Here is a 23,741-nt window from a genome sequence, read left to right as displayed (position 1 = left end):
ACGCCGCGCCACCTCCCCATTTCATGGGGATGAGATAAGGTGGTTCAGCTTCGGATTCGGTGTCTCGCCCTGTCGGCGATGAAATCGAGCACTTCACCTAGGTCCGTTCGCACCTGTTCGGCGGGGACGCGGATGACCGCAATGCCCTGGGTCGCAAGCCAGCGTGTGCGACGGGCGTCATGTTCGCCTCGGCCTTCATGGCTTTCGCCATCCACCTCGACGGCCAGCATCGCCTCGGCGCAATAGAAGTCCAGCACATAGACGCCCGCCGGATGCTGACGGCGGAATTTGAGCCCATTCAGCGCGCGGCGGCGGAGGTGGACCCACAGTCGGGCTTCGGGCGGGGTCAGGGCGCGGCGCAGGATGCGGGCGCGCGAGACGGAGCCTTCATGCGTCAAGAGCCCCTCCACCGCTTCGCGGTCCCCCTCCCCATTGCATGGGGAGGAGACGATAACGTCAAGGTTGTGCGCACGTCGCATGGAAACCGCCCACCCCCTCACGCATTGTTACATCCGCAATGGTCAAGGCCGCTCACACGCGCTAGATCATGCTGCATGTGCGAGCGGGGCCAACCCGCCGGACGATCCGAAAAGCTCAGGGACTGCATGATGACTCAGTGGGTGTACGGCTTCGGCGGAGGCTCCGCCGACGGCGACGCGTCGATGAAGAACCTTCTCGGCGGCAAGGGCGCCAATCTGGCGGAAATGTCGTCGCTGGGTCTGCCGGTTCCTCCGGGCTTCACCGTCACCACCGAGGTCTGCACCCACTATTACGCCAACAACGAGACCTATCCGACCGATCTGGACGCCCAGGTCCAGGCCGCCTTGGCCAAGGTCGAGGGCGTGGTCGGCAAGACCTTCGGCGATGTCGATAACCCGCTGCTGGTGTCGGTGCGGTCGGGCGCGCGGGCGTCCATGCCGGGCATGATGGACACGGTGCTGAACCTGGGTCTGAACGACCAGACGGTCGAGGGTCTGGCCAAGCTGTCGGGCGATCGTCGCTTCGCCTTCGACAGCTATCGTCGCTTCATCACCATGTATTCCAACGTGGTTCTGGGCCTCAGCCACGACGATTTCGAAGAGGTGCTGGACCAGCACAAGGATCGCCTGGGCGTTTCGGTCGACACCGACCTGACCGCCGCCGACTGGGAGAAGGTGGTCGCCGACTACAAGGCCGTGGTCGAGCGTGAACTGGGTCACGCCTTCCCGCAGGATCCCAAGGACCAGCTGTGGGGCGCCGTGGGCGCCGTGTTCGAAAGCTGGATGAACGACCGGGCGAAATTCTATCGCCGCATGCACGACATCCCCGAAAGCTGGGGCACGGCGGTCAACGTCCAGTCGATGGTGTTCGGCAATATGGGCGAGACGTCGGCGACCGGCGTGGCCTTCACCCGCAACCCCTCGACCGGCGAGGCGCGCCTGTACGGCGAGTTCCTGATCAACGCCCAAGGCGAAGACGTCGTCGCCGGCATCCGCACCCCGCAGTCCCTGACCAAGATCGGCCGCGAGGAGATGGGCGAGACCGCCCCCTCGATGGAAGAGGCCATGCCCGAGGTGTTCGCCCAGTTCGTCGACGTCGTCGGCAAGCTGGAAAGCCACTACCGCGACATGCAGGACATCGAGTTCACGGTCGAACAGGGCCGCCTATGGATGCTGCAGACGCGCAACGGCAAACGCACGGCCAAGTCGGCGCTGAAGGTCGCTGTCGATCTGGCCGCCGAGGGCGTGATCTCTCAGGAAGAGGCCATCAGTCGTGTCGAGCCGTCGGCGCTGGACCAACTGCTGCACCCGACGCTGGACCCCGATGCGGCGCGCACCGTGGTCGCCGCCGGCCTGCCGGCCTCGCCCGGCGCTGCGACCGGCAAGATCGTCTTCGACGCCGACGAGGCCGAGCGCATGTCGGGTCTGGGCGAAGCGGTCATCCTGGTGCGCGAAGAGACCAGCCCCGAGGATATTCACGGCATGCATGCGGCCCGCGGCATCGTCACCGCCCGCGGCGGCATGACCAGCCACGCCGCCGTCGTCGCGCGCGGCATGGGCCGGGCCTGCGTCTCCGGCGCCGGCGAGATCCATATCGACGAGGCCAAGGGCGTGTTCACCGCGCGCGGCCGCACCTTCAAGGCCGGCGAGGTCATCACCATCGACGGCTCCAAGGGCGAGGTGCTGGACGGCGCCGTGCCGATGATCGAGCCCGAACTGACCGGCGACTTCCAGACCCTGATGGGGTGGGCCGACAAGGTGCGCCGCCTGAAGGTTCGCGCCAACGCCGAGACCCCGCTGGACGCCAAGACCGCGCGCGGCTTCGGCGCCGAGGGCATCGGCCTGTGCCGCACCGAGCATATGTTCTTCGACGACACCCGGATCGCCGCCGTGCGCGAGATGATCCTGGCCGACGACGAGAAGGGCCGTCGCGCGGCCTTGGCCAAGATCGCGCCGTTCCAGAAGTCGGACTTCGTCGAACTGTTCGAGATCATGGCCGGCCTGCCGGTGACGGTGCGCCTGCTGGACCCGCCGCTGCACGAGTTCATTCCCCACACCGAGGAAGACATCGACGCCCTGGCCGCCTCGTCCGGCATCGACGCCGAGAAGCTGAAGCGTCGCGCCAAGGAGCTGCACGAGACCAACCCCATGCTGGGCCACCGCGGCTGCCGGCTTGGCGTCGCCTATCCCGAAATCTACGAGATGCAGGTCCGCGCCATCATCGAGGCGGCGCTGGAGGTCAAGCAGAAGTCGGGCGCCGCGCCCCTGCCGGAGATCATGCACCCGCTGGTCGCCCTGGGCCTGGAGATGAAATATCTGCGCGAGCTGACCGACCGCACGGCCAAGGCGGTGTTCGAGGAAACGGGCCAGAGCCTCGACTATCTGGTAGGCACGATGATCGAACTGCCGCGCGCCGCCATTCGCGCCGGCGACCTGGCCGAATATGCCCAGTTCTTCAGCTTCGGCACCAATGACCTGACCCAGACGACGTTCGGCATTTCGCGTGACGACTCCGGCCGGTTCCTGCAGGCCTATCTGGACAAGGGCATCTTCGAGACCGATCCCTTCGTGCGTCTGGACCAGGACGGCGTGGGCGGCCTGATCGAGATCGCCGCCGAGCGCGGGCGCAAGGTTCGGCCCGAGGTCAAGCTGGGCATCTGCGGCGAGCATGGCGGCGACCCGTCGTCGATCGCCTTCTGCGAACAGGCCGGGCTGGATTACGTCTCCTGCTCGCCCTACCGCGTGCCGATCGCCCGTCTGGCGGCGGCCCAGGCCGCGCTGAACGTGGAGCGTGAGAAGGACCGCTAGGCCTTCTCACCAGGACGAACCCAAGAAGGGCGGTCTCGGTCGAGGCCGCCCTTTTTGCTGCGGCGCCACAAAGTCGCCGATCTTGACGGAACGCCGTATGTGTCCCGGCGCCCACAGGCATTCGTCGTGTTTTCGTACCTCTGGAACAGATGAGGCGCTGACCTATTTAAGCACTCGCTGGATGGGGCAGATGATCGGTCTGGTCATCACATCTAGGAGTTAATAAGAAACAATGCGTAACATTCTTCTCGCTGCTGTCGCCGTTTCCGCCATCGCCGCCCCGGCCTTTGCTCAAACCAATCCTGAGCCGCGCGGTTACGGCTCGCTGGGCTACACTCATCTTGAAGGTGACAATGCAACGACGGGCGCTGTCACCGGTCGTCTTGGCGTCAACCTCAACCGTTACATCGCTGTGGAAACCGAAGCCTCGGTCGGCGTGAAGCATGACGACTTCACCGTCGCGGGCGTCGATGGCGAGATCAAGCACGAGTGGGACGCCGCTGGTTACGTGGTCGGCAAGGTGCCGGTCTCTGACAAGCTGGAACTGTTCGCACGCGGCGGCTACGGCCACACCGAGCTGAAGCAGAAGTTCCCCGGCGCCAACACCGACGTGGGCGGCGACAGCTGGAACTACGGCGCCGGCGCCAACTACTACCTGGACGGCGTCAACGGCGTGCGCGCCGACTGGACCCGTCGCGACTACCGCGACAACGGTGGTGAAGCCGACGCCTATTCGGTCAGCTACATCCGTCGCTTCTGATCTAATCGATCAGTCCTAACGACGAAGGCGCGCTCCGCAGGGAGCGCGCCTTTTTCGTTCAGGAGAGTGAAATCAGCCGAAGTCGCCGGCCAGCGCCCAGCGCTGCGAGCCTTCGCCGAATGGGCGAACGAACCAGTCGCGATAGTATTCGAAGGTCTCGATGATCTTTTGGCGAAGATCGGGCGGGTTGACCGCCTCGCCGCGCTGGCGCTTCATCGCCGCCACGCAATCCACCACCATGTTCTGGTGCGCCGAGCCACCCATGCTCTTCAACACGGTGGCGATATCATGAGCCAAGCTTTCCAGGACCTGCTTGGGCGTCTTGTGAGCCATCTGGGACATCCCCTGTTCTCGACAGGAGAATGGGTGACAAAAAGTCGTGAAAGATTCAAGCGTGGCCGGGCGAGAATCATCATGGATGCGAATTAACCTGACATAACGCGGGTCGCGCGATTTGGTTCTCGCAAGGGAGAAAACCATGACGAATTTCGATCCGGCGGTCGCGACGGCCCAGTGGCTGGCGACCTTGTCACCCCAGGAAACGGCCCGCGCCATCGCCTATACCCACGGTTCGCACTGGCTGATCCTGTGGAGTTTCCTGGTCTCGGCCCTGGTCGCCTGGATCATCGTGCGCACCGGCCTGCTGGTCGCGATCCGCAGCCGGATCGAACGTCGCCGTCGTCGGCCGATCCTGGCCAGTTTCGCCGTCGCCCTGGTCTATTCGGCCATGAGTTGGGCGCTGACGCTGCCGTGGGCGATCTATCAGGGCTGGTGGCGAGAGAAACAGTATGGACTGACCAGCCAGGCGTTTGGCGGCTGGCTGAGCGAGGCCGTGATCGGCGCGGCCATCTCGATGGTGGCGACCGCGCTGCTGCTGGTGGCGATCTATGCCCTGATCCGGCGCACGCGTCGGTTCTGGTGGGCCTGGGCGGCCGGCGTGACAGCGGCCTTCATCGTCATCGGCCTGGTGCTCGCACCCCTGGTGATCGAACCGATCTTCAACACCTATACGCCCGCGCCGAACGGGCCGGTGCGCGACGCCGTCGTGACCCTGGCCAAACAGACCGGCACGCCTTCGGACAAAATCTTCATCTACGACGGCTCCAAACAGTCCGACCGCTACACCGCCAATGTCTCGGGCCTGTTCGGCACGGCGCGGGTGGCGATGAGCGACACCATGTTCAAACAGGGCGCGGATCTGGCCGAGGTGCGCGGCGTGGTCGGCCATGAGATGGGCCACTATGTCCGGGCGCACATTCTCTGGACCGTCGGCATTCTGGTCCTGTTGTCGGTGCTGGCCTTCTGGCTGACCGACCGGCTGTATCCCGTGGCGCATCGTCTTTTGAGGGCGGATCGCGTGGGCGACATCTCCGACCCTGCCGGCCTGCCGGTCCTGGCTTTGTTGCTGGCCTTCCTGGGCGTGCTGGGCACCCCCGTCTTCGCCACCATGACCCGCACGATGGAGGAGGACGCCGACCACTTCTCGCTGGTTCACGCCAATGAACCGGACGGTCTGTCCAAGGCCCTGATCAAGACCGCCGAATACCGTGCCCCGTCGCCATCGGCGATCGAGGAGTTCCTGTTCTACGACCACCCCAGCGTGGAGAACCGCATTCGCCGCGCCATGGAATGGAAGGCGACGCATCCGCCACGCGACGGGGCCGAGCAACCGACGCGCCCGTAAGGCATTGAAGGCTTCGCCATTCCAAGCGGAGCCTTCGCCCCATGATCGACCTCTATCGCGGCCTCGGCCTTGGCGTTCCGGCCCTGATGGACGTCGCGCCCTTGATCGCGCGGGTCGTGGTCGGAGGAATGTTTTTCCTGTCCGGCTTCTACAAGCTGTTCACCCCGGCCCAGGCCGAGAAGATGAGCAAGACGATGGTCGAGGCCGGCATCGCCGCCCCTCGCCAGACCGCGAACTTCGTTTCGGTGTGCGAGTTCGCCTTTGGCGCCCTGCTCATCATGGGCCTGTTCACCAGCCTGGCGGCCTTGGTGCTGCTGATCATCAGCCTGGTCGCCCTGGTGACCGTGGCGTCAAAGTCGGTGGAGGGGACCAGCCTCGGCTATCGCCTCTCCAGCTATTTCGACCTGCCCGAGACCTTGCTGATGGTCATCCTGATCTGGCTGATCGCCAATGGACCGGGGCTGTGGAGCCTGGACTTCGTCCTGTTCCTGCCCCGGCTTTAGGGCTTCAGGCGGCGCGCTTCCTGACGAACACCGTCCCGGCCGAATAGCCGGCGCCGAAGCTGCAGATCAGGCCCGTATCGCCCGCCTCGAACCCGTCGTTGTGCAGGTGGAAGGCGATGATCGACCCGGCCGAGGAGGTGTTGGCGTATTCGTCCAGGATGATGACGTTCTCATCCGCCGAGGGTTCGCGACCCAGCACCTTCTTGCCGATCATCGTGTTCATGTTGATGTTGGCCTGGTGCAGCCAAAGCCGCTTTAGCTCGTGCGGATCCAGGCCCAGTTCGCCGGCGTGATCCACGATCATGTCCGACACCATCGGCACCACGTCGCGGAAGACCTTGCGGCCCTGCTGGATGAACAGCTTGTCGTTCTGGACGCTGTCGTCGGCTTCGGGGCTGTCCAGATGTGCGGTGTCGCGCGCGTTGCGGTTCAAGAAGCCGAAGTTGTTGCGGATGTTGTTGGAGAAGGTCGTCTTCAGCCGCGTGCCCAGGACGTCCCAGCCGCCCGGTCCCGCCGTATCCGACGACTCCACGATCACCGCCGTCGCCACATCGCCGAAGATGAAATGGCTGTCGCGATCGGTGAAGTTCAGGTGGGCCGAACAGACCTCCGGATTGACCATCAGCACCGCCTTGACCGAGCCGCCGGCGATGAAGTCCGCCGCCGTCTTGATGCCGAAGGTCGCCGAGCTGCACGCCACATTCATGTCGAAGGCGAAGCCCTCGATGCCCAGGGCCTGCTGAACCTCGATCGCCATGGCCGGATAGGCGCGCTGCATGTTCGAGGCGGCGCAAAGGACGGCTCCGATCTCGCTGACCGGCTTGCCCCACGCCTCGATCGCTTGACGCGCCGCCTTGACCGCCATCTCGGCCAGGATCGAGATTTCGTCGTTTGAGCGTTCGGCCAGGTTCGGCGCCATCCGCTCGGGGTCGATGATCCCGGCCTTGTCCAGCACGAACCGGCTCTTGATGCCCGACGCCTTCTCGATGAACTCGGGCGAGGAGTGCGACTTGGCCTCCAGCTCGCCGGCCTCGATCTGGGCGGCGTGGCGGGCGTTCCAGCCGTCGGCCCAGGTGTTGTAGCTGTCGACCAGTTCGGCGTTGGAGACCGATTGTTCGGGGGTGAAGAGGCCGGTTGAGGCGATGACGGCGTGGGTCACTTTGGTTTTTGTTCCTATCGCTCGGCCCTTGGGGCCTCGCTGCTTGAGGACAGTCCGTTTCCTATCAGAACGCGTCAATAGGACGGCGGCGACCTGCGGTCGAGACTGGCGATGATCCCGGCGGCCCAGCGCTGCACCTGACCGCGCGGCGCCTTGGGCGTGGGCTGGTCGCGCGCGGCGATCAGCCGGTCCACCAGATCCTCGGCCTCGCAGGGCCAGCCCTCGGGCGTGACATACAGGGGATAGGCGATCAGGGCGGCGTGGACCAGGTGATCGACGCCGGCGCGGCGGCTGCGGCGCTCAAACGTCAGCCGGTCGTCGGTCAGTCCCCATCCGGCATAGAAGGGCCGGCCATAGACCGACACCGCCTTGCCCCGCATCAGGGCCTCGAAGCCCGTCAGGGAGGTCAGGGTCGCCACCCGGCGACAGGCGTTCAGACAGTCCACGATATCCAGCCCGTCGCCCACGGCGTCGACCGAAGCCATGGCCCCGGCGTCCAACCGCCCCGGCCGGTTGCCCGCCAGCACATCGGGGTGATTGCGATAGACCAGGAAGGCGTCCGGATGATCGCGCCGCGCCGCCTCCACCAGGGCCGAATTGGTGTTAAGATCCGGCGCACAGCCCAGCAGGATCGACTTGTCGTTCTCGACCTGGCCGACGACCAGCAGGATGTCGCGATCAACGGGCCAGTCCGTCGGCGCCTGACCCCTCAGATTGTATTTCGACAGACCGGCATCGACCACGCGCGTCCGCAGGGCGGCGGCCCGCGCCAACTGCATCGGCGACAGGTCCGAGGTCTCGATCAGGGTCTCCAGCCGCGAGGGCCGCGACGGATCATAATAGACCCCCTGATCGTCCAGGGCGACCGACAGGGCGCCGACGAAATCGGACCCCAGGCCCCGCGAACGGATGAAGCCGTCCTCCATCCGCACGGTCGGGCCGCTAAAAGCCGCCGCCGCCTGACGCGTCGCCTCGCTCTCCTTGCCCGCCCACCAAATCAGCCGCCCATCGGTCGCCTTCGCGTGGGCGGCGGAGCGCGACGGCGACATGAAATATCGCATCGACGCCTTGGGCGAGTTCAGCAGGCGACGCACCGGCGGACGCTTGGCCGGCGCGAACCCCACCGCCGACCACGAACCCGCCAGTCGGTCGGCCCGGTCGCGCAGGGCGATCAGCCGCTCCAGCGCCTGTTCGGCCTCGCACCTGTCGCCCGTCACCGGATCGACATAGCGGCTGTAGGCGATTAGGGCGGCCGCCGCGACTTGTTCGATCGACCGCGCGACGTCGCGCCGTCCCGTCTGGACCGCATCGGTCGTCAGGCCCCAGCCGGAATAGAAGGGCGCCCCGAAACACCGCACCGGCAGCCCGCGTAACAGGGCCTCGAACCCCAGGGCCGAGGTCACGCAATAGACCGCATCCACCGCCGCCAGAAGGTCGGCGGCCCGTACATCCGTATCGACCAGGGTGACGCCGGCCAGGTCCGTCACGCAGCCGCGCTTCTTGCCCGCCGCTACCGCCGGGTGGCGTTTGACGATCAGCTGGGCATCCGGTTCGTCGCGCCGGGCGGCGGCGATCATCTCGTCAAAGCTCTGAGCCGTGGCGAGGCCACAGGCGATCGACGCGTCGCCGAACGTCTGGTCCACGATCAGCACACGCCGGCCGGGCTTCAGCAGGCCCGAATCCAGCGGCCCGCCCATATTGGTCTTGGACACGCCCGACGCCACGATCCGGTCAATCAGCCCGCGCGCCCGCGCGATCATGGCCGCATCGCACCACTCGTCGGCCGTCTGGATCAGTTGCTCCAGCCGGCTGACCCGCGTCGCATCATAATAGACGCCCAGATCGTCGACGATCAGGCTGAGGCTCGTCGCACCCGCCTCACCGATGCCGACCGAACGCAAAAACCCGTCCTCCAGCGCCACATAGGCCCGCCCGTTCCTCTCGGCCCACCGTCGCCCCGCCGCCGCCGTCGGTTTCATCCCCCAGCCCAGCACCGCCTGCACGTCCTCCCCCGGCAGGCGACGCAGGTCGTAGTCGGCCAGAAACACGTCCAGGAAAGGCACCTTCAGCACGCCGGGCGCACAGACCCAGGCCGGGATTTTCGAAGGCGTGTCGGAGGGTAGGGGCAAGGCGGGTCCGCTGAGGTTCGACGCGAGCTTTACGGCGGTTGCGTCAGCGCGACTAGGCCCGATCCGCCCGCGCCAGCAAGGCCTTCGCCTGCTCCAGATGCAGCCGTTCGACCATCGCCCCGTTCACGCGGATCGCGCCCCGCCCCTCGGCGTCAGGCGCGTCGAAGGCGGCGACGATCGCTTGCGCATCGGCGATCTCGGCATCGGACGGCGAGAAGGCGGCGTTGGCGGCCGCGATCTGCGACGGGTGGATCAGGCTCTTGCCGTCGAACCCGTACAGTCGCCCCTGTAGTGCCTCGGCCGCCAGGCCTTCGGCATCCTCGATCCGGTTGAACACCCCGTCGATGGCCAGCAAGCCATTGGCCCGCGCGGCGGCGACCAACATCGCCAGCCACGGCTTGAACGGCTCGCGATCCGGCGACGCCCCGGTCCCCAGCGCCTTGGCCAGGTCGTTGACCCCCAGCATCAGCCCGTCCAGCGCCCCGTCCGCCGTCGCGATGTCGGCCAGGGCCATCAGCGCGCGCGGCGTCTCGATCATGGCCCACAGGGCGCAGCCCCTGGCCAGGCCGGCGGACAGGGCGTGCACGGCCTCGGGCGTCTCGACCTTGGGCGCAACGACCAGCGTGGCCCCCGACGCCTTCATCGCCGCCAGGTCGTCCAGCCCCCAGTCGGTGTCCAGCCCATTGATCCGCACGCCAAGGCGCGGCCCGAACCCGCCAGCCCGAACCGCCGCGACGGCGGCGTCGCGGGCGTCAGCCTTGGCCTCGGGCACCACGGCGTCTTCCAGGTCCAGCACGGCGACATCGCAATCCAGCGTCCGCGCCTTCTCGATCGCCCGCGCGTTGGAGGCGGGCAGATAAAGGACGCTGCGGACCCGGTCGCTGCGCATCAGACGCGGCCTGTCACGGGCACCAGGGCGCCGGTCATGGCTCGGCTCTCGGGCGAGGCCAGGAACAGGATCACCGCCGCCAGATCGGCCGGCGCGACCCAGGCCGTCGGGTCGGCGTCGGGCATGTCCTTGCGGTTCGTCGGCGTGTCGATGATGGAGGGCAGGACGGCGTTGACCGTCACGTTTGTCGTCTTCAGCTCCTCGGCCAGCGCCTGGGTCAGGGCGTGGACTCCGGCCTTGGCCGCGCCGTATGCCCCCATGCCCGCGCCGGCCTTCAGCGCGGCGGCCGAGCCGACATTGACGATCCGACCCTCGGGCGAGGCCTTCAGCGCATCCAGCGCCGCGCGACTGGCGTTGACGGCGGTCGTGACGTTCAGCGCATGCATTCGGTCCCAGGCCGGTTCCGCATCGTCGGTCGTCTGCCAGACGAAGCCGCCGGCGATGTTCAGCAGGGCGTCCAGCCGCCCGAACCGCGCGATCACGGCGTCGACGGCCTTCTGCGCCTGGCCGGAGTCCGTCAGATCGACCCCGCCGACCTCCAGCACGCCGTCGGGCACGGTATGGCCCTCGGCATGGTCGATGACCGCGACCTGCCAGCCGGCTTTCAGCGCCGCCTCCAGCACCGCCCGGCCCAGGACGCCGTGTCCGCCCGTGATTGCGACTGTTCGCTGCGTCATCCGATCCTCCATGTCGCCGGGGACCATAGAGCCGGCTGCGGCCGGATCAACCGGCCCCGATCAAGCGTCGGCGAACACCTTCGCCATCAACCGCTCCAGCGCCTCCTGATCGTCCGTATCGAAGGCGGCCGGCGTCGTCGCATCCACGTCGAACACCGCGATCAGCGCGCCCGAAGCGTCGCGCACGGGCACCACGATCTCGCTGGCCGAACGGCTGTCGCAGGCGATGTGGCCGGGGAAGACATGCACGTCCTCGACCAACTGGGTCTGGCCCGTGGCCGCCGCCGCGCCGCATACTCCGCGCCCGAACGCAATGCGCAGGCACCCCAGCGTGCCCTGATAGGGCCCGACCACCAGCTCGTCCGCCTTGTCCGGCGCCACGACATAGAAGCCGGTCCAGAAATAGTGCTCGAACGCATCCGCCAGCATCGACGCCACCGTCGCCATTCGCGCCGTTACATTCGGCTCGCCGTCCAGCACAGCCAGGACTTCCGCCTCGACCTCCAGATAGCGCGCCGCCTTGTCGGCGGGACGATCGTTGCGGGCGACATAGGCCATGGAAAACCTCCGGAGCGGGACAGGCTGGCGATATAGGCGAGCGCTTGCCCGAAGGGGAGGGGCGCCGTCATTCGCCGCCGCTTCGCCGGGAACGCTTCCATGCGCGGCCGTGTTGGCGCTGGGAGACAACGACGGAGGCTCCCGTGACATCCACCCCTTCACGATCGCTCAGCCTGATCGCCGCCCTGATGCTGTCGGCCGCCGCGGCCGCCTGCGGTCAAGACGCCGGCGCGCCTGGGCCCGCTGACGCGACGCAGGCCCCCGCGCCTTCCGCGCCAGAGCCGACAGCACCGCCTCCGGAACCGGCGAAGATCAACACGAACCCTGCGGTCTCGTCGTCAGCGTCAGCGACGCCGGCGGCCTCGCGCAAGTCCTGTTATCTCTCGGTCGACGGCAAGGTTCTGCTCGACGAGCCGTGCCTCGTCTATCCGTTCGGCGACGGCGGCTATACGATGAACGCCTGGTCCGAGGGCAAGCCCAAGAACTCCCATTTCGCCGTCGTCGTCCTCATGGCCGACGGCTCGGCCGACGCCACCTGGAACGCCGACCCCGACGACAACAAGGCCGGCGATCGCCTGGGGACCGTGCGCCTGGACGGCGACTGCTGGATCAACGACCGCGCGCGCATCTGCGTGCGGTAATCACGCGCCACGCCACCTGCCGAAGGCGCGCCCGGCGCCTCAAGCTTGAGCGCAAGGGATTGGTTTATCCCAAACAATCCGGCTGGGACGAAACGTCCCAAGGCTAAAATGTGGTTGACGACAACGCGAAACACCTTCGATTTGTGCGTCGGAGTTGCGTCGCGGGGGCGCAGTAGTGTCGTCGGCCGCAGGCCGCAGGGGGTAGGTTTTGAGTTTCAGTTTCAAGGGCGGTCTGCTGGCCGCAGCGGCGGGCGTCGCGATCATGGTGGGCACGACGGCGGCGGCGCAGACCGCTCCGGCGCCCACGGCCCCGGCCGGCGGCTTTTACATGGCCAACGGCACGCGCACGACGAACTATCAAACGGCCATCGCGTCCTGGCGCGCGGACAGCCAGTTCGCGGTCGATTATTCCAAGGGCTTCTTGGGGCTGGAACACGCCTACGCCATGGGCCTGAGCGGGCGCGGACAGACCGTGGGGGTCAATGACGCCGGCGTTTACATGGCCCACCCCCTGTTCGGATCGGCGGGCAAGGTGACAGGCCTGCGCAGCCAGGCGGTCGCCGGCTATGGCAACGACGGCATGATCAATCCGCGTCGCCAGTGGGAAGGTCACGGCACCCACGTGTCCGGCACCATCGCCGGCGATCGCGTGGCGGGCCAGCCGATGTTCGGCAACGCCTTCAACGCCAAGCTTTACGCCGCCACCGCCAACTTCTCGGCCGGTGACTTCCTTTGGTACAAGGACGCGATCATCGACGGAAAGATCGTCGCCACCCAGAACCAGAACATCGTCGACCTGGCCAATACCGGCCAGGTGCGCATCATCAACAACAGCTGGGGCAGCGGCAACTCCCTGCCGTTCAACGCCTCGCTGCCGACCGTGCTGGCGTCGTTCAATCGCAACTACGGCGACTTCTACAAACCGGTTTTGGACAAGGACGTTCTGGTCGTCTTCTCGGCCGGCAACGGCTATGGCGTCCACGCCGGGATCGATGCGGCCGCACCGCTGAATGATCCGCGCCTGCGCTCCAACTGGCTGTCGGTCGCCAACTATTCCAGCTTCACCGCCGCCGACCCCTCGACCAGCTTCTGCGGTCAGACGGCGACCTGGTGCGTCGCTGGACCGGGTTCGGCCGTCGTCTCGTCGGTGCCCGCTTATACGATGGACCGGGCGGGCATCCTGGCCCTCTATCCGCGCGCCAACTACGCCAGCCTGTATTCCGCGACTACGGTTACCGCCCTTCAAACCGCGTCGGTGAACCAGTTCATCGGCGTTCTAAACGCCTATTTGGCCGCTCGCGCCGCTGGTGGCCCGACCTACAATGAAGACGCATGGCGCCGCGAAGTCGGACGTCAGGCGGCCGCCATCACCTTGGTTTCGGGGGCGCGGCTGGGTGATCCGGACGGCTTCACCTCCGTTCTGGCAGGGCTACTGACCTCGACCAACAACATGGCGCTGCTGACCCCGGCCTTCTCCGGCGCGGTTTTGCAGTACGCCAATGACGAGCTTCAGCGCGTGCTGAACCAGTACATCAAATATACGGGCGGCGGTTATGCGGCCTATACCGGCACGTCGATGGCGGCGCCGAACATCTCGGGCTTCGCGGCCCTGCTGATGGAAAACTTCCCCGAATATTCGACGGCGCTGATCTCGGACATTCTGGTATCCAGCTCCAAGGATCTGGACACGCCCGGCGTCGATCTGCGCTCGGGCTGGGGGGCGCCGCAGATGGACGTGGCCCTGCGCGGACCGACGGCGCTGCGCGACACCCGCGACGTCACCGTCGCCGTGGGCACGGTTGATATCTGGAGCAACAATATCGGCGATGCGCGCGACCGCTATTCGGCCGAGGTCAAGGCCAGCTTCGGCAATGACATCGGCGGTCTGGTCAAGAAGGGCGGCGGTCAGCTGATCCTGACGGGCGCCAACGACTACAGCGGCCCGACCCGGGTCGAGGGCGGCCTTCTGACGGTCAACGGCAGCCTGCTGCGATCCAGCGCCACCGTCGGCGGCGTCGGCATGATCGGCGGCACCGGTCGTCTGGCGAACCTGACGGCGGAAAGCGGCGGCGTGGTGTCGCCCGGCGACGGCGTCAATCCGTTCGGAACCCTGACGGTCGCCGGCAACCTGAACTTCAAGCCGGGCTCCTTCCTGTGGATTCGCTCCAGCGTGAACGGCGCGGCCTATTCTCGCCTGAACGTGGGCGGCACGACCAAGATCGACGGCGGCCAGGTGATCCTGAAGGCCGACAATGGTGAATGGAATCTGCGCACGCGGATGAACATCATCAACTCGACCGGTGCGGTGACGGGCACGTTCAGCGGCGCCCAGAGCGATCTGGCCTTCCTGGCCCCGGTGCTGACCTATTCGACCAACGGCGTGGTCCTGACGGTGCGGCGCAACGACGTGACCGTGGCTTCGCTGGGCCGCACGGACAATCAGCAGTCGGTCGGCGGCGCGCTGGATGTCATGATCAACAACACCGCGACCGGGACCAATCGCGATCTGTCGCTGGAAAACACCCTGCTGGACGCCAGCGTGCCTGCGGTTCAGGGCGCGCTCAGCGGCCTGACGGGCGAGGTCCACGCCACCCTGGGCGGCCTGGCTGTTTCGGATGCCCGCGTCATCCGCGACGCCATGTCCGAGCGCGGACGCAGCCAGGGCGGCGCGGCCACCTACGTCGGCAACGGCGTGTCGGTCTGGGGCAGCGGCGTCTTCGGCAACGGCCGGGGCTCGGCGCATGACGGCCTCGCGGGCTTCCGCAACGAAGCCTCCGGCTATCTGGTCGGGGCCGAAAAGGCGTTGGCAAACGACGTCCATGTCGGCGTGGCGCTGGGCGAAACCCGCTCGGAACTCCGCTCGCCGCGTCTCAGCTCGACCGGCCGGGTCACCAGCGAGCAGATCGGCGTCTATGGCGGCGCCGGCGTCGGCGACTTCCAGCTCCGCGTCGGCGGATCGTGGGCCAGCGCCGATGTCCGCACGGATCGTACGGCCCAGCTGAACGCCTTCACCAACGCCCTGGTCGGCGACTACGACGGCGACGTCTGGCAGGCCTATGGCGAGGTGGCGTGGAGCCGCGCTGTGGGCGGCACGATGTTCGAGCCCTACGCCGGCTACAGCCACGTCGAATACGACGCCGACGTCGTTGAGACGGGCGGCGACGCCGCGCTGTCGGGCAATGTGAAGCAAAAGGCCGATCTGCTGACCGCCGGCTTCCGCACCCGCACCGTGCTGGCGGGTGGCGAGGGGCGTGCGCGTCTGTCGGCCGTGACCCACCTGGCCTATACCCACGACCTGAACGGGGACGGGCCGGTCTTCGACGCCGCCTTCGCCGACGGTCCGCGCTTCCTGATCGATGGAGCCAATCCTGGCGACGACGTGATCTCGGGCGGCCTGGGCTTCAACATCCAGGCGACCGAACGCACCGCGATCGAGCTGGGCTATACCGGCCTCTATAAGGACGAGTATCGCGATAACCGCATCTATGGCCGGTTCAGCGTCAAGTTCTGATCTGACCGCAGGATAAGACGGCGGCGGCCCCGATCTTCGATCGGGGCCGTTGCTGTTTGGGCCTAGTTCGTCTGGGCGGACAGGGCGTCGTTGTCCTGGGTAAACGGTCGATCCCGCTCGGCCGTGCGGTTTTCGATCCAGACACCCCTGCGTCCCGTCACCCGCTCCACCGCCTCCATGGTGCCGCGAATGAAGGCGGCCGGGCTTTCCGCTTCATTGGAGCGTCGAACGGGTATCGCCGGATCGCCCTCCAGCAGGGTCGAGGCATAGACGTTCAACTGGTGCCCCCGACGCCGCCCATCGCGATAGGGAAACAGGCACAGTGTGTAGTGCTGCTCGATCCGCGCCTGCACAGACTGAACCGCCTCGGCGCGCCAACTCGCGCCCGTGCACACCACCGTTCGCGGCGCGCTCAGCCACCCGGCCGGCGCGCGTGTCGCCGGCCCTTGCAAGCCAAAGGCGCTCTGCGCTGTCGGATCGACCAGGCTGAAGCGCCCGGGCGACCGCGGCGCATCGGCCATGCTCAGCTGACGATAGGTCACTTGCATCGGCTGGCGATCGAGATGGCGCTGGAGGGCTTGCGCAATTTCACGACCGCTGCGCAACGTCTGGAAATCCACAATCGCATAGGCTTGATCGATGCTGTGCCGATCGGCCTGCTCGGACTGAGCCTGAGCGCCCGACGCCTGACCCAGCGCAATCAGCGCCACAAGCTCCACAGACCGTAAAGAGATCGCCATAGGCCATCACGTTCACGACCGACTGATCTGTCAAGGTCGCGCGATATGGGTGTGGTAGGCCCGGAGGGACTCGAACCCCCAACCAGACCGTTATGAGCGGTCGGCTCTAACCATTGAGCTACAGGCCCCCAAGGCGCGCCTCGGCGGTAGGGGTTTCGCCTAGCAGGCGCGGGCGCGGCTTGCCAAGCGGGGGCGGTCAAGAAGACGGCCTTTCGGCGATTTCACGAAGATGAACGGAAACTGCCAAGGGGGTGCGGGCGTTGGTTCAGGCGAGAACGGCCAAGGTCGTTGCAACGGATCGGCGAGCGCGCCGGTCCTGGATCGCTTACGGAGAAGACTGCATGACCCGCACCCTGGCCGCCGCTCCCTTGAAGACGGTTTCGCTGAAGACCGTCGCTTTCGGCGGCGCCGTCGCCGCCGCCGCCTTCCTGGCCGCCGCCACGCCGCGCGCCATGGCTCAGACCGCTGAACCCTCGATGGGAGCCATGCACATGATGCAGCCCGCGCCGTCGCTGAACCTGTCGGCCTATGGCGAGGTCAAGGCCGCGCCGGACATGGCCACCATCACCTTCGGCGTTCAGACTGAGGCCGTCACGGCTCAGCAAGCCATGCGCGACAATGCTGCGCAGATGACGCGCGTCGTCGCCGCCCTGCGCCGCGCGGGCGTGGCCGAACGCGACATCCAGACGTCGGGTCTGAACCTGTCGGCGCAATACGACTACGTCCAGAACGAACCGCCCAAGCTGCGCGGCTATCAGGCGGTCAACCGCGTGACGGTGGTCATCAATGACCTGAGCAAGGTCGGCACGACGGCCGACGCCGTGGTCGCCGCCGGCGTCAACCAGATCGACGGCATCAGCTTCGGCCTGAAGGATCCGACCGCCGCCGAAAACCAGGCGCGCCAGCTGGCCGTGCGCAACCTGCAGGCCAAGGCCCAACTGTACGCCCAGTCGTTGAACGTCCAACTGTCGGGCATCCGCAACCTGACCGAGGGCGGCGGCTATGCGCCCCAGCCGCCGATGCCGATGTTCGCTGCCCGCGCCGTGTCGATGGACCGGGCCGAAAGCACCCCGGTTTCCGCCGGCGAACTGACGGTGCGGATCGACATCACGGGCGTCTACGACATCGCCCGCTGATCGCATCGACCGGATGAAGAAAAGGCCCGCCGTCGCCGGCGGGCCTTTTTGCATTCTGGGAAGTAAAGCGTCTTAGCCGGCGGTCTTGATCACATTGGCGTCGTCCAGCAGGACCACGTTCGGGTTCCACTGGCGCGCCTCTTCCTGCGGCAACTGGCCGTAGGTGACCACGATCACCTTGTCGTTCTTCTGCACCAGTCGGGCAGCGGCGCCGTTGACGCCGATGACCTTGGAGCCGCGCGGCGCCTCGATCGCATAGGTGGTGAAGCGCGCGCCGTTGGTGATGTTCAGCACATCGACCTGCTCGTGCGGATAGATGCCGGCGGCGTCCAGCAGGTCCATGTCGATGGCGATCGATCCCTCGTAATCGAGATCGGCCTGGGTCACCGTGGCGCGGTGCAGCTTCGACTTCATCAGGGTGACCAGCATCGAGCGGTCTCCAGCAAGAAAAACGCGGGGCGCAGGCCCTCGCTCACAGGCGGCTCATATAGGGATTTCCGGCCCCCGCATCAATCCGCACGCTGCGCCGCAGCAATCGGGTGCGGATGCGAACGCTAGGGCCCAGACTCAACCAGCCTGGAACTGCCACTCGTGCCGCAGGAGACCCATGATAGCCGTATCCCACCGCTCGCCCTCCACCAATGCGGAGGACCGGCGAACGCCTTCGGCCTTGAATCCGAGCTTCTCGTAGGCGCTGATGGCCAGCGTATTCCAAGTGTAGACGTTAAGCTCCACCCTCTCAATCTCCGGCCGGGAGAAAGCCTTCTGAAGGACGGGGCGCAACATGGGAACGGCTAGTCCGCGGCCGCGAGCGCGAGGAGCAACTGCAACACGCGATAGACGGGCATTCCCGTTGCGCCAATCGAAGCTTAACTGCGCATGACCAACAAGCACGCCCTCATGCTCCGCCATCCAGCACAGCCGGCTCGGCGGGACTATGTCGGCTTCGGCTGTCATGAGCCGTAGCTGCTCGTCGGCAAGCGGGAACGATAGGAAGGGACCGCCCCATTGCACCACGTCCGCCTGGCTCATGAACCAACTGGACAGGATCTGAAAGTGCTCCGGAGCGAAAGGAACAAGGTGAGGCATAGCGAGACCATAGCCGAATGCCCTCGGCCTGCTAGATAGAACTCTCATCCAGAACGTCAGGGCGGCGAGCGTCACACCTGATAGGTAGTTCCTGGCGAGCTTGTCTTAGCGTGTGGCGACGCGGCGGTAGTCCTTCAGTCTGCGCTTTAGCCCCCTTTTACCGCCAAGGGCTGCACGTTGCGCCTTCACATAGGTGCTATCGATGCTGGTGCTGCGCGTCACCGCGCCAGCGTCGACGAGAGCGTCCAGCAGTTTAACCACCTGTTGAACCGATTATAGATCGTGGTCGCCGGCCCATATTCGACAGGGCAGTCGAACCAACGGCAACCGACCTTCAGAACGTGCAAGGTGCCGTAGACGACGCGCCGGTCGTCTACCCGCTCCGCTCCCGACTGGTTCCTGGTCAGGTGCGGCTCCACCGCCGCCCACGCCTCGTCCGACAGCCAGAACAATGCCATGCGTAACATCGATCGGCCCCCGCCCCACAACGCTGGATCAGAAAACCCGGCGCGCCCCAACTTGCTAATCGAGTTTGGACCCTAGGTGATCCGACGAATTGCACGCACGTCATTTGACGACGGCCTGCGTCCCCCTATGCTGGCGACGCCATTTTCGGCCTGCGAGCGCGCGTTTTCCTTCCAATGAAGCAATTCTTCCTGACGGTCCTTGGTGTCTTCACCGGGCTGATCCTGTTCGTCGTCGTCATTCCCGTGGTGCTGCTGACGGTCGCCGTCGCCTCGTCGTCCAAGCCGACGACGCCGGCGACCACCGTGCTGGAGCTGGACCTGCGCGGCGGCGTCAGCGACCAGCCGTCGTCCAATCCGTTCGCGGCCTTCGGCAGTTCCGGCCTGGCCCTGACGGACGTGGTCGACGGCCTGCATCAGGCCCAGAGCGACAGCAGCGTCAAGGCTCTGCTGATCCGCCTGCCGGAAAGCGGCATGACGCCCGCCACCGCCGACGAACTGCGCCAGGCCATCCACCGCTTCCGCAACGCAGGCAAGCCGGTCATCGCCCACAGCCAGGGCTTCGCCCCGTCGGGCGCGGTGATGTCCACCTATATGGTCGGGGCCTCGGCGTCGGAGCTGTGGATGCAGAACACCGCCGGCTTCCAGGCCGCGGGCTTCTCGGCCGACAGCCTGTTCCTGGGCCGCGCCTTCCAGAAATACGGTGTCAAACCCGAGTTCGAACAGCGCTACGAGTACAAGAACGCCGTCAACGAATACACCCAGAGCGACTACACCGGCCCGCACCGCGAGGCGATGACGGCCTGGATGACGTCGATCTACGACACCGCCCTGGCCAACGCGGCCAAGGATCGCAAGACGACGGCCCCGGCGCTGAAGACGGTGATCGAGGCCGGCCCCTATTCGGCCGAGCAGGCGCTCAGCAACCGGCTGATTGACAAGGTGGGCCAGGTCGAAGAGGCTGAGATCGCCATCAAGACCCGCGCCGGCAAGGGCGCCGAGATCGTCGAGTTCGGCAAATACGCCAGCCAGAAGGGCGAGCGCACGGGTTCGGGCAAGAACGCCATCGCCATCGTTGGCGGGGAGGGGGCCATCGTCACCGGGCGCGGCGGCGGCGCCAGCTTCGGCGGCGGCTCGTCCATCCATTCCGACGACACGGCCGAGGCCATCTACGACGCGATCGAGGACAAGAGCGTCAAGGCGATCGTCTTCCGCGTCTCATCGCCGGGCGGTTCGCCTGAAGCGTCCGAGCAGATCCTGGCCGCCGTGCGCGCGGCGCGGGCGGCGGGCAAGCCGGTGGTGGTGTCCATGGGCGCCTATGCGGCCTCGGGCGGTTACTGGATCAGTTCCGAGGCTGACTGGATCGTGGCCCAGCCCACGACCCTGACCGGCTCGATCGGCGTGTTCGGCGGCAAGTTCGTGCTGGCTGATGCGCTGGGCCGGTTCGGCGTCGACATGCGTGAGCTGACGGTGGGCGGGGAATACGCCGACGCCTTCTCGCCGACTCAAGAGTTCACCCCCCAGCAGCGCGCGGCCTTCGCCGGTTCGATGGACCGGATCTACGACGACTTCATCGCCCGTGTGGCGACGGGCCGCAAACTGTCGCCGGACCGGGTGCGCGAAATCGCCAAGGGGCGCGTCTGGACCGGCGCCCAGGCCCTGCCGCTGGGTCTCGTCGACCAGCTTGGCGGCATGACCGAGGCGGTGAACAAGGCCCGCCAACTGGCCAAGATCCCCGACAACGAGCCCGTCCGCTTCAAGCATTTCCCCAAGCAGCAGTCGCCGTTCGAGGCCCTGTCGGCAATGTTCGGCGTCCAGACCGAGGCCGCCAAGGCCCTGGTCATGCTGGGCGGCGTCATGGCCGATCCCCAGGCCCAGGCCGTGATGCGCCGGATCGACAGCGACCGCATGCGCAGCCAGGGCGCGGTGGTTCTGGCCGACCAGCCGATCTTTTGACGGACCGCGACGCACGCGACCGTGCGTCGCGGTCCATTGACCGCAGGCCCCGATGGACCGACATTGCGTGTCAGGCGTTCCCCGGATCGCCTGAAAGGATGATCCATGTTCCAGCCTGAACGTCTCGCCGCCATCGGCCATGCCGCCCGCCGCCGTCCCAACGGCCTGGTGGCGTCCGTCATGTGGGTCGCCGGCATGATCGCCGCCGTCTGCGCCATGGCGGTCGGCGCCGTCCTCGCCGTCTTCACCGCTGCGGCCGTGGCGGTCATCGCCCTGTTCGCCGGCGTTCTGGTCTTTCTGGTCGGTCTGGTCATGCGCACCCGCCGCAACATCGCGCCGCGTCGCCGCAACAGCGATCCCGACCTGATCGAGGCCCACAAGGTGGACGGCGCCTGGGTCGCCTATGGCTGGGAGCGCAACGGCCGCTGAGCCGACGCCGCCCATGACGTCCTACATCGACGCGCCTTCGCCCAACTTCGACGCGCGCCGTGCGCCGCCGGACATGCTGGTGTTGCACTACACCGGCATGCAGACCGGCGAGGCTGCTCTTGCCCGCCTGCGAGACCCGGAGGCCAAGGTTTCGGCCCACTATCTGGTCGAGGAAGACGGCCGCGTCTTCCAACTGGTGCCCGAGGAACGTCGCGCCTGGCACGCCGGTCGCGGCGTCTGGCAGGGCGAGGACGACTGCAACGCCGCCTCCATTGGCATCGAGATCGTCAATCCGGGCCATGAGTTCGGCTATCGCGCCTTCCCCGAAGCCCAGATCGCGGCCGTCATCGCCCTGATTTCCGACATTCGCAGCCGCTGGACGATCGCCGACAACCGCATCATCGCCCATTCCGACCTGGCGCCGGATCGCAAGGAAGACCCGGGCGAGCTCTTCCCCTGGAAGCGTCTGGCCGAGGCCGGGCACGGCCTGTGGTTCGAACCGGCCGCCGAGCGCGTGCAGGCCCTGGGCGGCCTGTTGCAGAAGGGCGATCAGGGCATCGGCCCGATGGTGCTCAGCGCCGGCCTGCATCGGCTGGGTTACGGCCTGAAAGCCGGCGGCGACTACGACGCCGCCGTGGAAACCGCCGTGCGCGCCTTCCAGCGTCATTGGCGCCCGACCCGCGTCGACGGCGTCGCCGACGGCGAAACCCGCGCCCGCCTGGTCGGCCTGCTCCAGCTGGCCAGCGCCGAGAGCGTCACGGGCGTATTGAATTGACGTTCGCGCCGCTAACGCGCATCTAGCGCGCGCCAGACGGCTGGGCGGTCGCGGCGGACTTCGCGTCCGTCGAGGAAAGTCCGGGCTCCACGGTGAAAAGGCGGCGGATAACTTCCGCCCGGGGTGACCCGAGGGATAGCGCCACAGAAAGCAAACCTCCGGCCTTGCGAGGCCGGTAAGGGTGAAAGGGTGGGGTAAGAGCCCACCGCGGACCTGGCAACAGGGACGGCATGGCAAGCCCCGCCTGGAGCAAGACCAAATAGGGACATCGCGCGGGCTCGCTCGCGGGGCTCACCGCCTCAGATGTCCGGGTAGGTCGCGAGAACCGATCAGCAATGGTCGGTCCAGAGGAATGATCGTCGCCGATCCGGGCCTCGGCTTCGGAGCGGAACAAAACCCGGCTTACAGGCCGTCTGGCATTTTTCTTGGCCTACCGCGCTTTGCGCTGCTTGAGGCCGGCTTTTTTCTCCGGGCCTATCGCCCTTCGGCCTGCTTGTGGCCCGTTAGCGGGCTTCCCGCCCGCCCAGCCGGTGATGGCTCGCGTGATGTTTCGGTCCGCGTTGGGATTATCCCCGCATTTCAGCGTTCTGGCGGCGGTCCCGCGTGCTGGCGAGCGTTAACCTATTGTCTGGCAATGGAAGGTTAGAACGGCTCACAGCCTGTGAATACTTCGTTTGTTCCGTGTATGTTCCAGCTGTTCGAGCGTGCTTAAGTCGTCACACGTCAAAACATGGTTAAATCTTGGCTTCGATCCCATTGAGGCCCATTTCATCCCATGCTATCCCAGCTTCATGATTTGGGGCTGAGAGGCGGGCGCGGCGGGCGTTCGTCAGGGCATCTAGGGACGGGCCGAAGGGCTCGATTGGACAGGGCGTGTTTCTCTCGACCTATGAGAAGCAGCTGGACGGCAAGCGCCGTCTCCTCATCCCCAACGATTTCCGCACGACCGAAAACGGCGCCGCTGGCGGCGTGTTCATCTTCCCTTCGATCGAGGCCGACTGTCTGGAAGCGGGCGGCGACCGCCTGTTCGCCGTCTATGCCGAGATGATCGAAGCCCTGCCGTTCGGCTCCGAGGAGCGTTCGGCGCTGGAGTGGCAGGTGATGGGCGAGCAGGTGCGCCTGGCCTACGATTCCGGCGGTCGGATCACCTTGCCTGAGGCGCTGTGCGCCGAGGCGGGTTTGGGCGACACCGTCGTCATCGTCGGCCTGAACGATCGTTTCCAGATCTGGTCGCGCGAGAAATGGGCGGCGCGCCGCGCCGAACAGCGCGCCTTGGCCAAGGCCGGCATGGCCCAGATCGGCGCCCTGAAGCTGGCGGCCCAGATGAAGCTGGCGGGAGGCGGATCGTGACCGA

At 66.6% G+C, this 23,741-nt stretch carries 22 protein-coding genes, 1 tRNA gene, 1 other RNA gene and 1 pseudogene; 12 read left to right on the top strand and 13 right to left on the bottom strand.

Annotated elements, in window-relative coordinates:
* Positions 1-44: 44 nt before the first annotated feature.
* Positions 45-398 (bottom strand): endonuclease domain-containing protein, encoded by a 354-nt coding sequence (locus E7T10_RS13695; protein ID WP_246846038.1) that lies wholly within the window; start codon positions 396-398, stop codon positions 45-47.
* Positions 399-605: 207 nt separating this feature from the next.
* Between E7T10_RS13695 and ppdK the strand changes: the two genes are divergently transcribed.
* The gene (gene ppdK, locus E7T10_RS13690) at positions 606-3,287 is read left to right on the top strand and encodes a pyruvate, phosphate dikinase (RefSeq protein WP_137722229.1); all 2,682 of its coding nucleotides are present in this window, start codon (positions 606-608) and stop codon (positions 3,285-3,287) included.
* A gap of 232 nt (positions 3,288-3,519) precedes the next feature.
* Positions 3,520-4,047 (top strand): porin family protein, encoded by a 528-nt coding sequence (locus tag E7T10_RS13685; protein WP_039244441.1) that lies wholly within the window; start codon positions 3,520-3,522, stop codon positions 4,045-4,047.
* Between the two features lie 72 nt (positions 4,048-4,119).
* On the opposite strand, the gene E7T10_RS13680 is transcribed toward E7T10_RS13685, so the two are convergent.
* On the bottom strand, positions 4,120-4,389 hold the full coding sequence (locus tag E7T10_RS13680; protein ID WP_017504786.1) for a hypothetical protein: 270 nt from the start codon (positions 4,387-4,389) through the stop codon (positions 4,120-4,122).
* A gap of 136 nt (positions 4,390-4,525) precedes the next feature.
* On the opposite strand from E7T10_RS13680, the gene E7T10_RS13675 reads away from it, so the two are divergent.
* Positions 4,526-5,731 carry a M48 family metallopeptidase gene (locus tag E7T10_RS13675; RefSeq protein ID WP_137722228.1) on the top strand — a complete coding sequence of 402 codons (1,206 nt, stop codon included), beginning with the start codon at positions 4,526-4,528 and terminating at the stop codon, positions 5,729-5,731.
* Between the two features lie 41 nt (positions 5,732-5,772).
* On the top strand, positions 5,773-6,234 hold the full coding sequence (locus E7T10_RS13670; RefSeq protein WP_137722227.1) for a DoxX family protein: 462 nt from the start codon (positions 5,773-5,775) through the stop codon (positions 6,232-6,234).
* 4 nt (positions 6,235-6,238) lie between these two features.
* Here E7T10_RS13670 and E7T10_RS13665 read toward each other — a convergent pair whose 3' ends face one another.
* The 5 genes from E7T10_RS13665 to E7T10_RS13645 all read right to left on the bottom strand — a co-directional run bounded on the left by E7T10_RS13665 (position 6,239) and on the right by E7T10_RS13645 (position 11,646).
* Positions 6,239-7,393, bottom strand: a complete 1,155-nt coding sequence (locus tag E7T10_RS13665; RefSeq protein ID WP_137722226.1) for a beta-ketoacyl-ACP synthase III — start codon at positions 7,391-7,393, stop codon at positions 6,239-6,241.
* A 74-nt stretch (positions 7,394-7,467) separates the two neighbouring features.
* Entirely contained in the window at positions 7,468-9,522 is a 2,055-nt protein-coding gene (locus E7T10_RS13660) for a capsular polysaccharide biosynthesis protein (protein ID WP_246846036.1), read from the bottom strand.
* A gap of 52 nt (positions 9,523-9,574) precedes the next feature.
* Entirely contained in the window at positions 9,575-10,411 is an 837-nt protein-coding gene (locus E7T10_RS13655) for a CoA ester lyase (RefSeq protein ID WP_137722225.1), read from the bottom strand.
* Positions 10,411-11,088 (bottom strand): SDR family NAD(P)-dependent oxidoreductase, encoded by a 678-nt coding sequence (locus E7T10_RS13650; protein WP_137722224.1) that lies wholly within the window; start codon positions 11,086-11,088, stop codon positions 10,411-10,413. Before E7T10_RS13650 ends, E7T10_RS13655 begins: the two co-directional genes overlap by 1 nt.
* 60 nt (positions 11,089-11,148) lie before the next feature.
* Positions 11,149-11,646, bottom strand: a complete 498-nt coding sequence (locus tag E7T10_RS13645; protein WP_137722223.1) for a GAF domain-containing protein — start codon at positions 11,644-11,646, stop codon at positions 11,149-11,151.
* A gap of 143 nt (positions 11,647-11,789) precedes the next feature.
* Here E7T10_RS13645 and E7T10_RS13640 point away from each other — a divergent pair, with 143 nt between their 5' ends.
* Together E7T10_RS13640 and E7T10_RS13635 are read left to right on the top strand one after the other, a co-directional pair.
* Complete coding sequence (locus E7T10_RS13640) at positions 11,790-12,287, top strand: hypothetical protein (protein WP_137722222.1); 498 nt, start codon at positions 11,790-11,792, stop codon at positions 12,285-12,287.
* Between the two features lie 208 nt (positions 12,288-12,495).
* Entirely contained in the window at positions 12,496-15,798 is a 3,303-nt protein-coding gene (locus E7T10_RS13635) for a S8 family serine peptidase (RefSeq protein WP_137722221.1), read from the top strand.
* Positions 15,799-15,860: 62 nt separating this feature from the next.
* Here the strand turns inward: E7T10_RS13635 and E7T10_RS13630 are convergent, their stop codons facing one another.
* Positions 15,861-16,538 carry a hypothetical protein gene (locus E7T10_RS13630; protein WP_137722220.1) on the bottom strand — a complete coding sequence of 226 codons (678 nt, stop codon included), beginning with the start codon at positions 16,536-16,538 and terminating at the stop codon, positions 15,861-15,863.
* 52 nt (positions 16,539-16,590) lie between these two features.
* Positions 16,591-16,666 (bottom strand) — tRNA-Ile (locus tag E7T10_RS13625).
* Positions 16,667-16,879: 213 nt separating this feature from the next.
* Here E7T10_RS13625 and E7T10_RS13620 point away from each other — a divergent pair.
* Positions 16,880-17,674 (top strand): SIMPL domain-containing protein, encoded by a 795-nt coding sequence (locus E7T10_RS13620; protein WP_137722219.1) that lies wholly within the window; start codon positions 16,880-16,882, stop codon positions 17,672-17,674.
* 72 nt (positions 17,675-17,746) lie between these two features.
* Here E7T10_RS13620 and panD read toward each other — a convergent pair whose 3' ends face one another.
* The 3 genes and pseudogenes from panD to E7T10_RS16140 all read right to left on the bottom strand — a co-directional run.
* Positions 17,747-18,103, bottom strand: a complete 357-nt coding sequence (panD, locus tag E7T10_RS13615; protein ID WP_137722218.1) for an aspartate 1-decarboxylase — start codon at positions 18,101-18,103, stop codon at positions 17,747-17,749.
* A gap of 138 nt (positions 18,104-18,241) precedes the next feature.
* Entirely contained in the window at positions 18,242-18,838 is a 597-nt protein-coding gene (locus E7T10_RS13610; RefSeq protein WP_371275663.1) for a GNAT family N-acetyltransferase, read from the bottom strand.
* A 69-nt stretch (positions 18,839-18,907) separates the two neighbouring features.
* Positions 18,908-19,221: pseudogene (locus E7T10_RS16140) on the bottom strand (transposase); the annotation flags it as partial.
* Between the two features lie 183 nt (positions 19,222-19,404).
* On the opposite strand from E7T10_RS16140, the gene sppA reads away from it, so the two are divergent.
* From sppA to rnpB, 4 genes are all read left to right on the top strand, one after another.
* Positions 19,405-21,183 (top strand): signal peptide peptidase SppA, encoded by a 1,779-nt coding sequence (sppA, locus tag E7T10_RS13600; RefSeq protein WP_137722217.1) that lies wholly within the window; start codon positions 19,405-19,407, stop codon positions 21,181-21,183.
* A gap of 105 nt (positions 21,184-21,288) precedes the next feature.
* Positions 21,289-21,612 carry a hypothetical protein gene (locus tag E7T10_RS13595; protein ID WP_017504540.1) on the top strand — a complete coding sequence of 108 codons (324 nt, stop codon included), beginning with the start codon at positions 21,289-21,291 and terminating at the stop codon, positions 21,610-21,612.
* A 13-nt stretch (positions 21,613-21,625) separates the two neighbouring features.
* Positions 21,626-22,387 carry an N-acetylmuramoyl-L-alanine amidase gene (locus tag E7T10_RS13590; protein ID WP_137722216.1) on the top strand — a complete coding sequence of 254 codons (762 nt, stop codon included), beginning with the start codon at positions 21,626-21,628 and terminating at the stop codon, positions 22,385-22,387.
* A gap of 32 nt (positions 22,388-22,419) precedes the next feature.
* Positions 22,420-22,808: RNase P RNA component class A (rnpB, locus tag E7T10_RS13585), an RNA gene on the top strand.
* A 613-nt stretch (positions 22,809-23,421) separates the two neighbouring features.
* Here rnpB and E7T10_RS16135 read toward each other — a convergent pair.
* Complete coding sequence (locus tag E7T10_RS16135; RefSeq protein WP_350224835.1) at positions 23,422-23,490, bottom strand: hypothetical protein; 69 nt, start codon at positions 23,488-23,490, stop codon at positions 23,422-23,424.
* Between E7T10_RS16135 and E7T10_RS16130 the strand changes: the two genes are divergently transcribed.
* Positions 23,489-23,737: a division/cell wall cluster transcriptional repressor MraZ gene (locus tag E7T10_RS16130; protein WP_350224834.1), complete on the top strand. Its 249-nt coding sequence runs from the start codon at positions 23,489-23,491 to the stop codon at positions 23,735-23,737. The genes E7T10_RS16135 and E7T10_RS16130 overlap by 2 nt on opposite strands.
* Positions 23,738-23,741: the final 4 nt, after the last annotated feature.

Source organism: Brevundimonas sp. SGAir0440 (assembly GCF_005484585.1).
Lineage (GTDB): Bacteria > Pseudomonadota > Alphaproteobacteria > Caulobacterales > Caulobacteraceae > Brevundimonas.
Note: the sequence above shows the minus strand (reverse complement) of the source record. Positions and strands in the feature narration are given on the sequence as shown.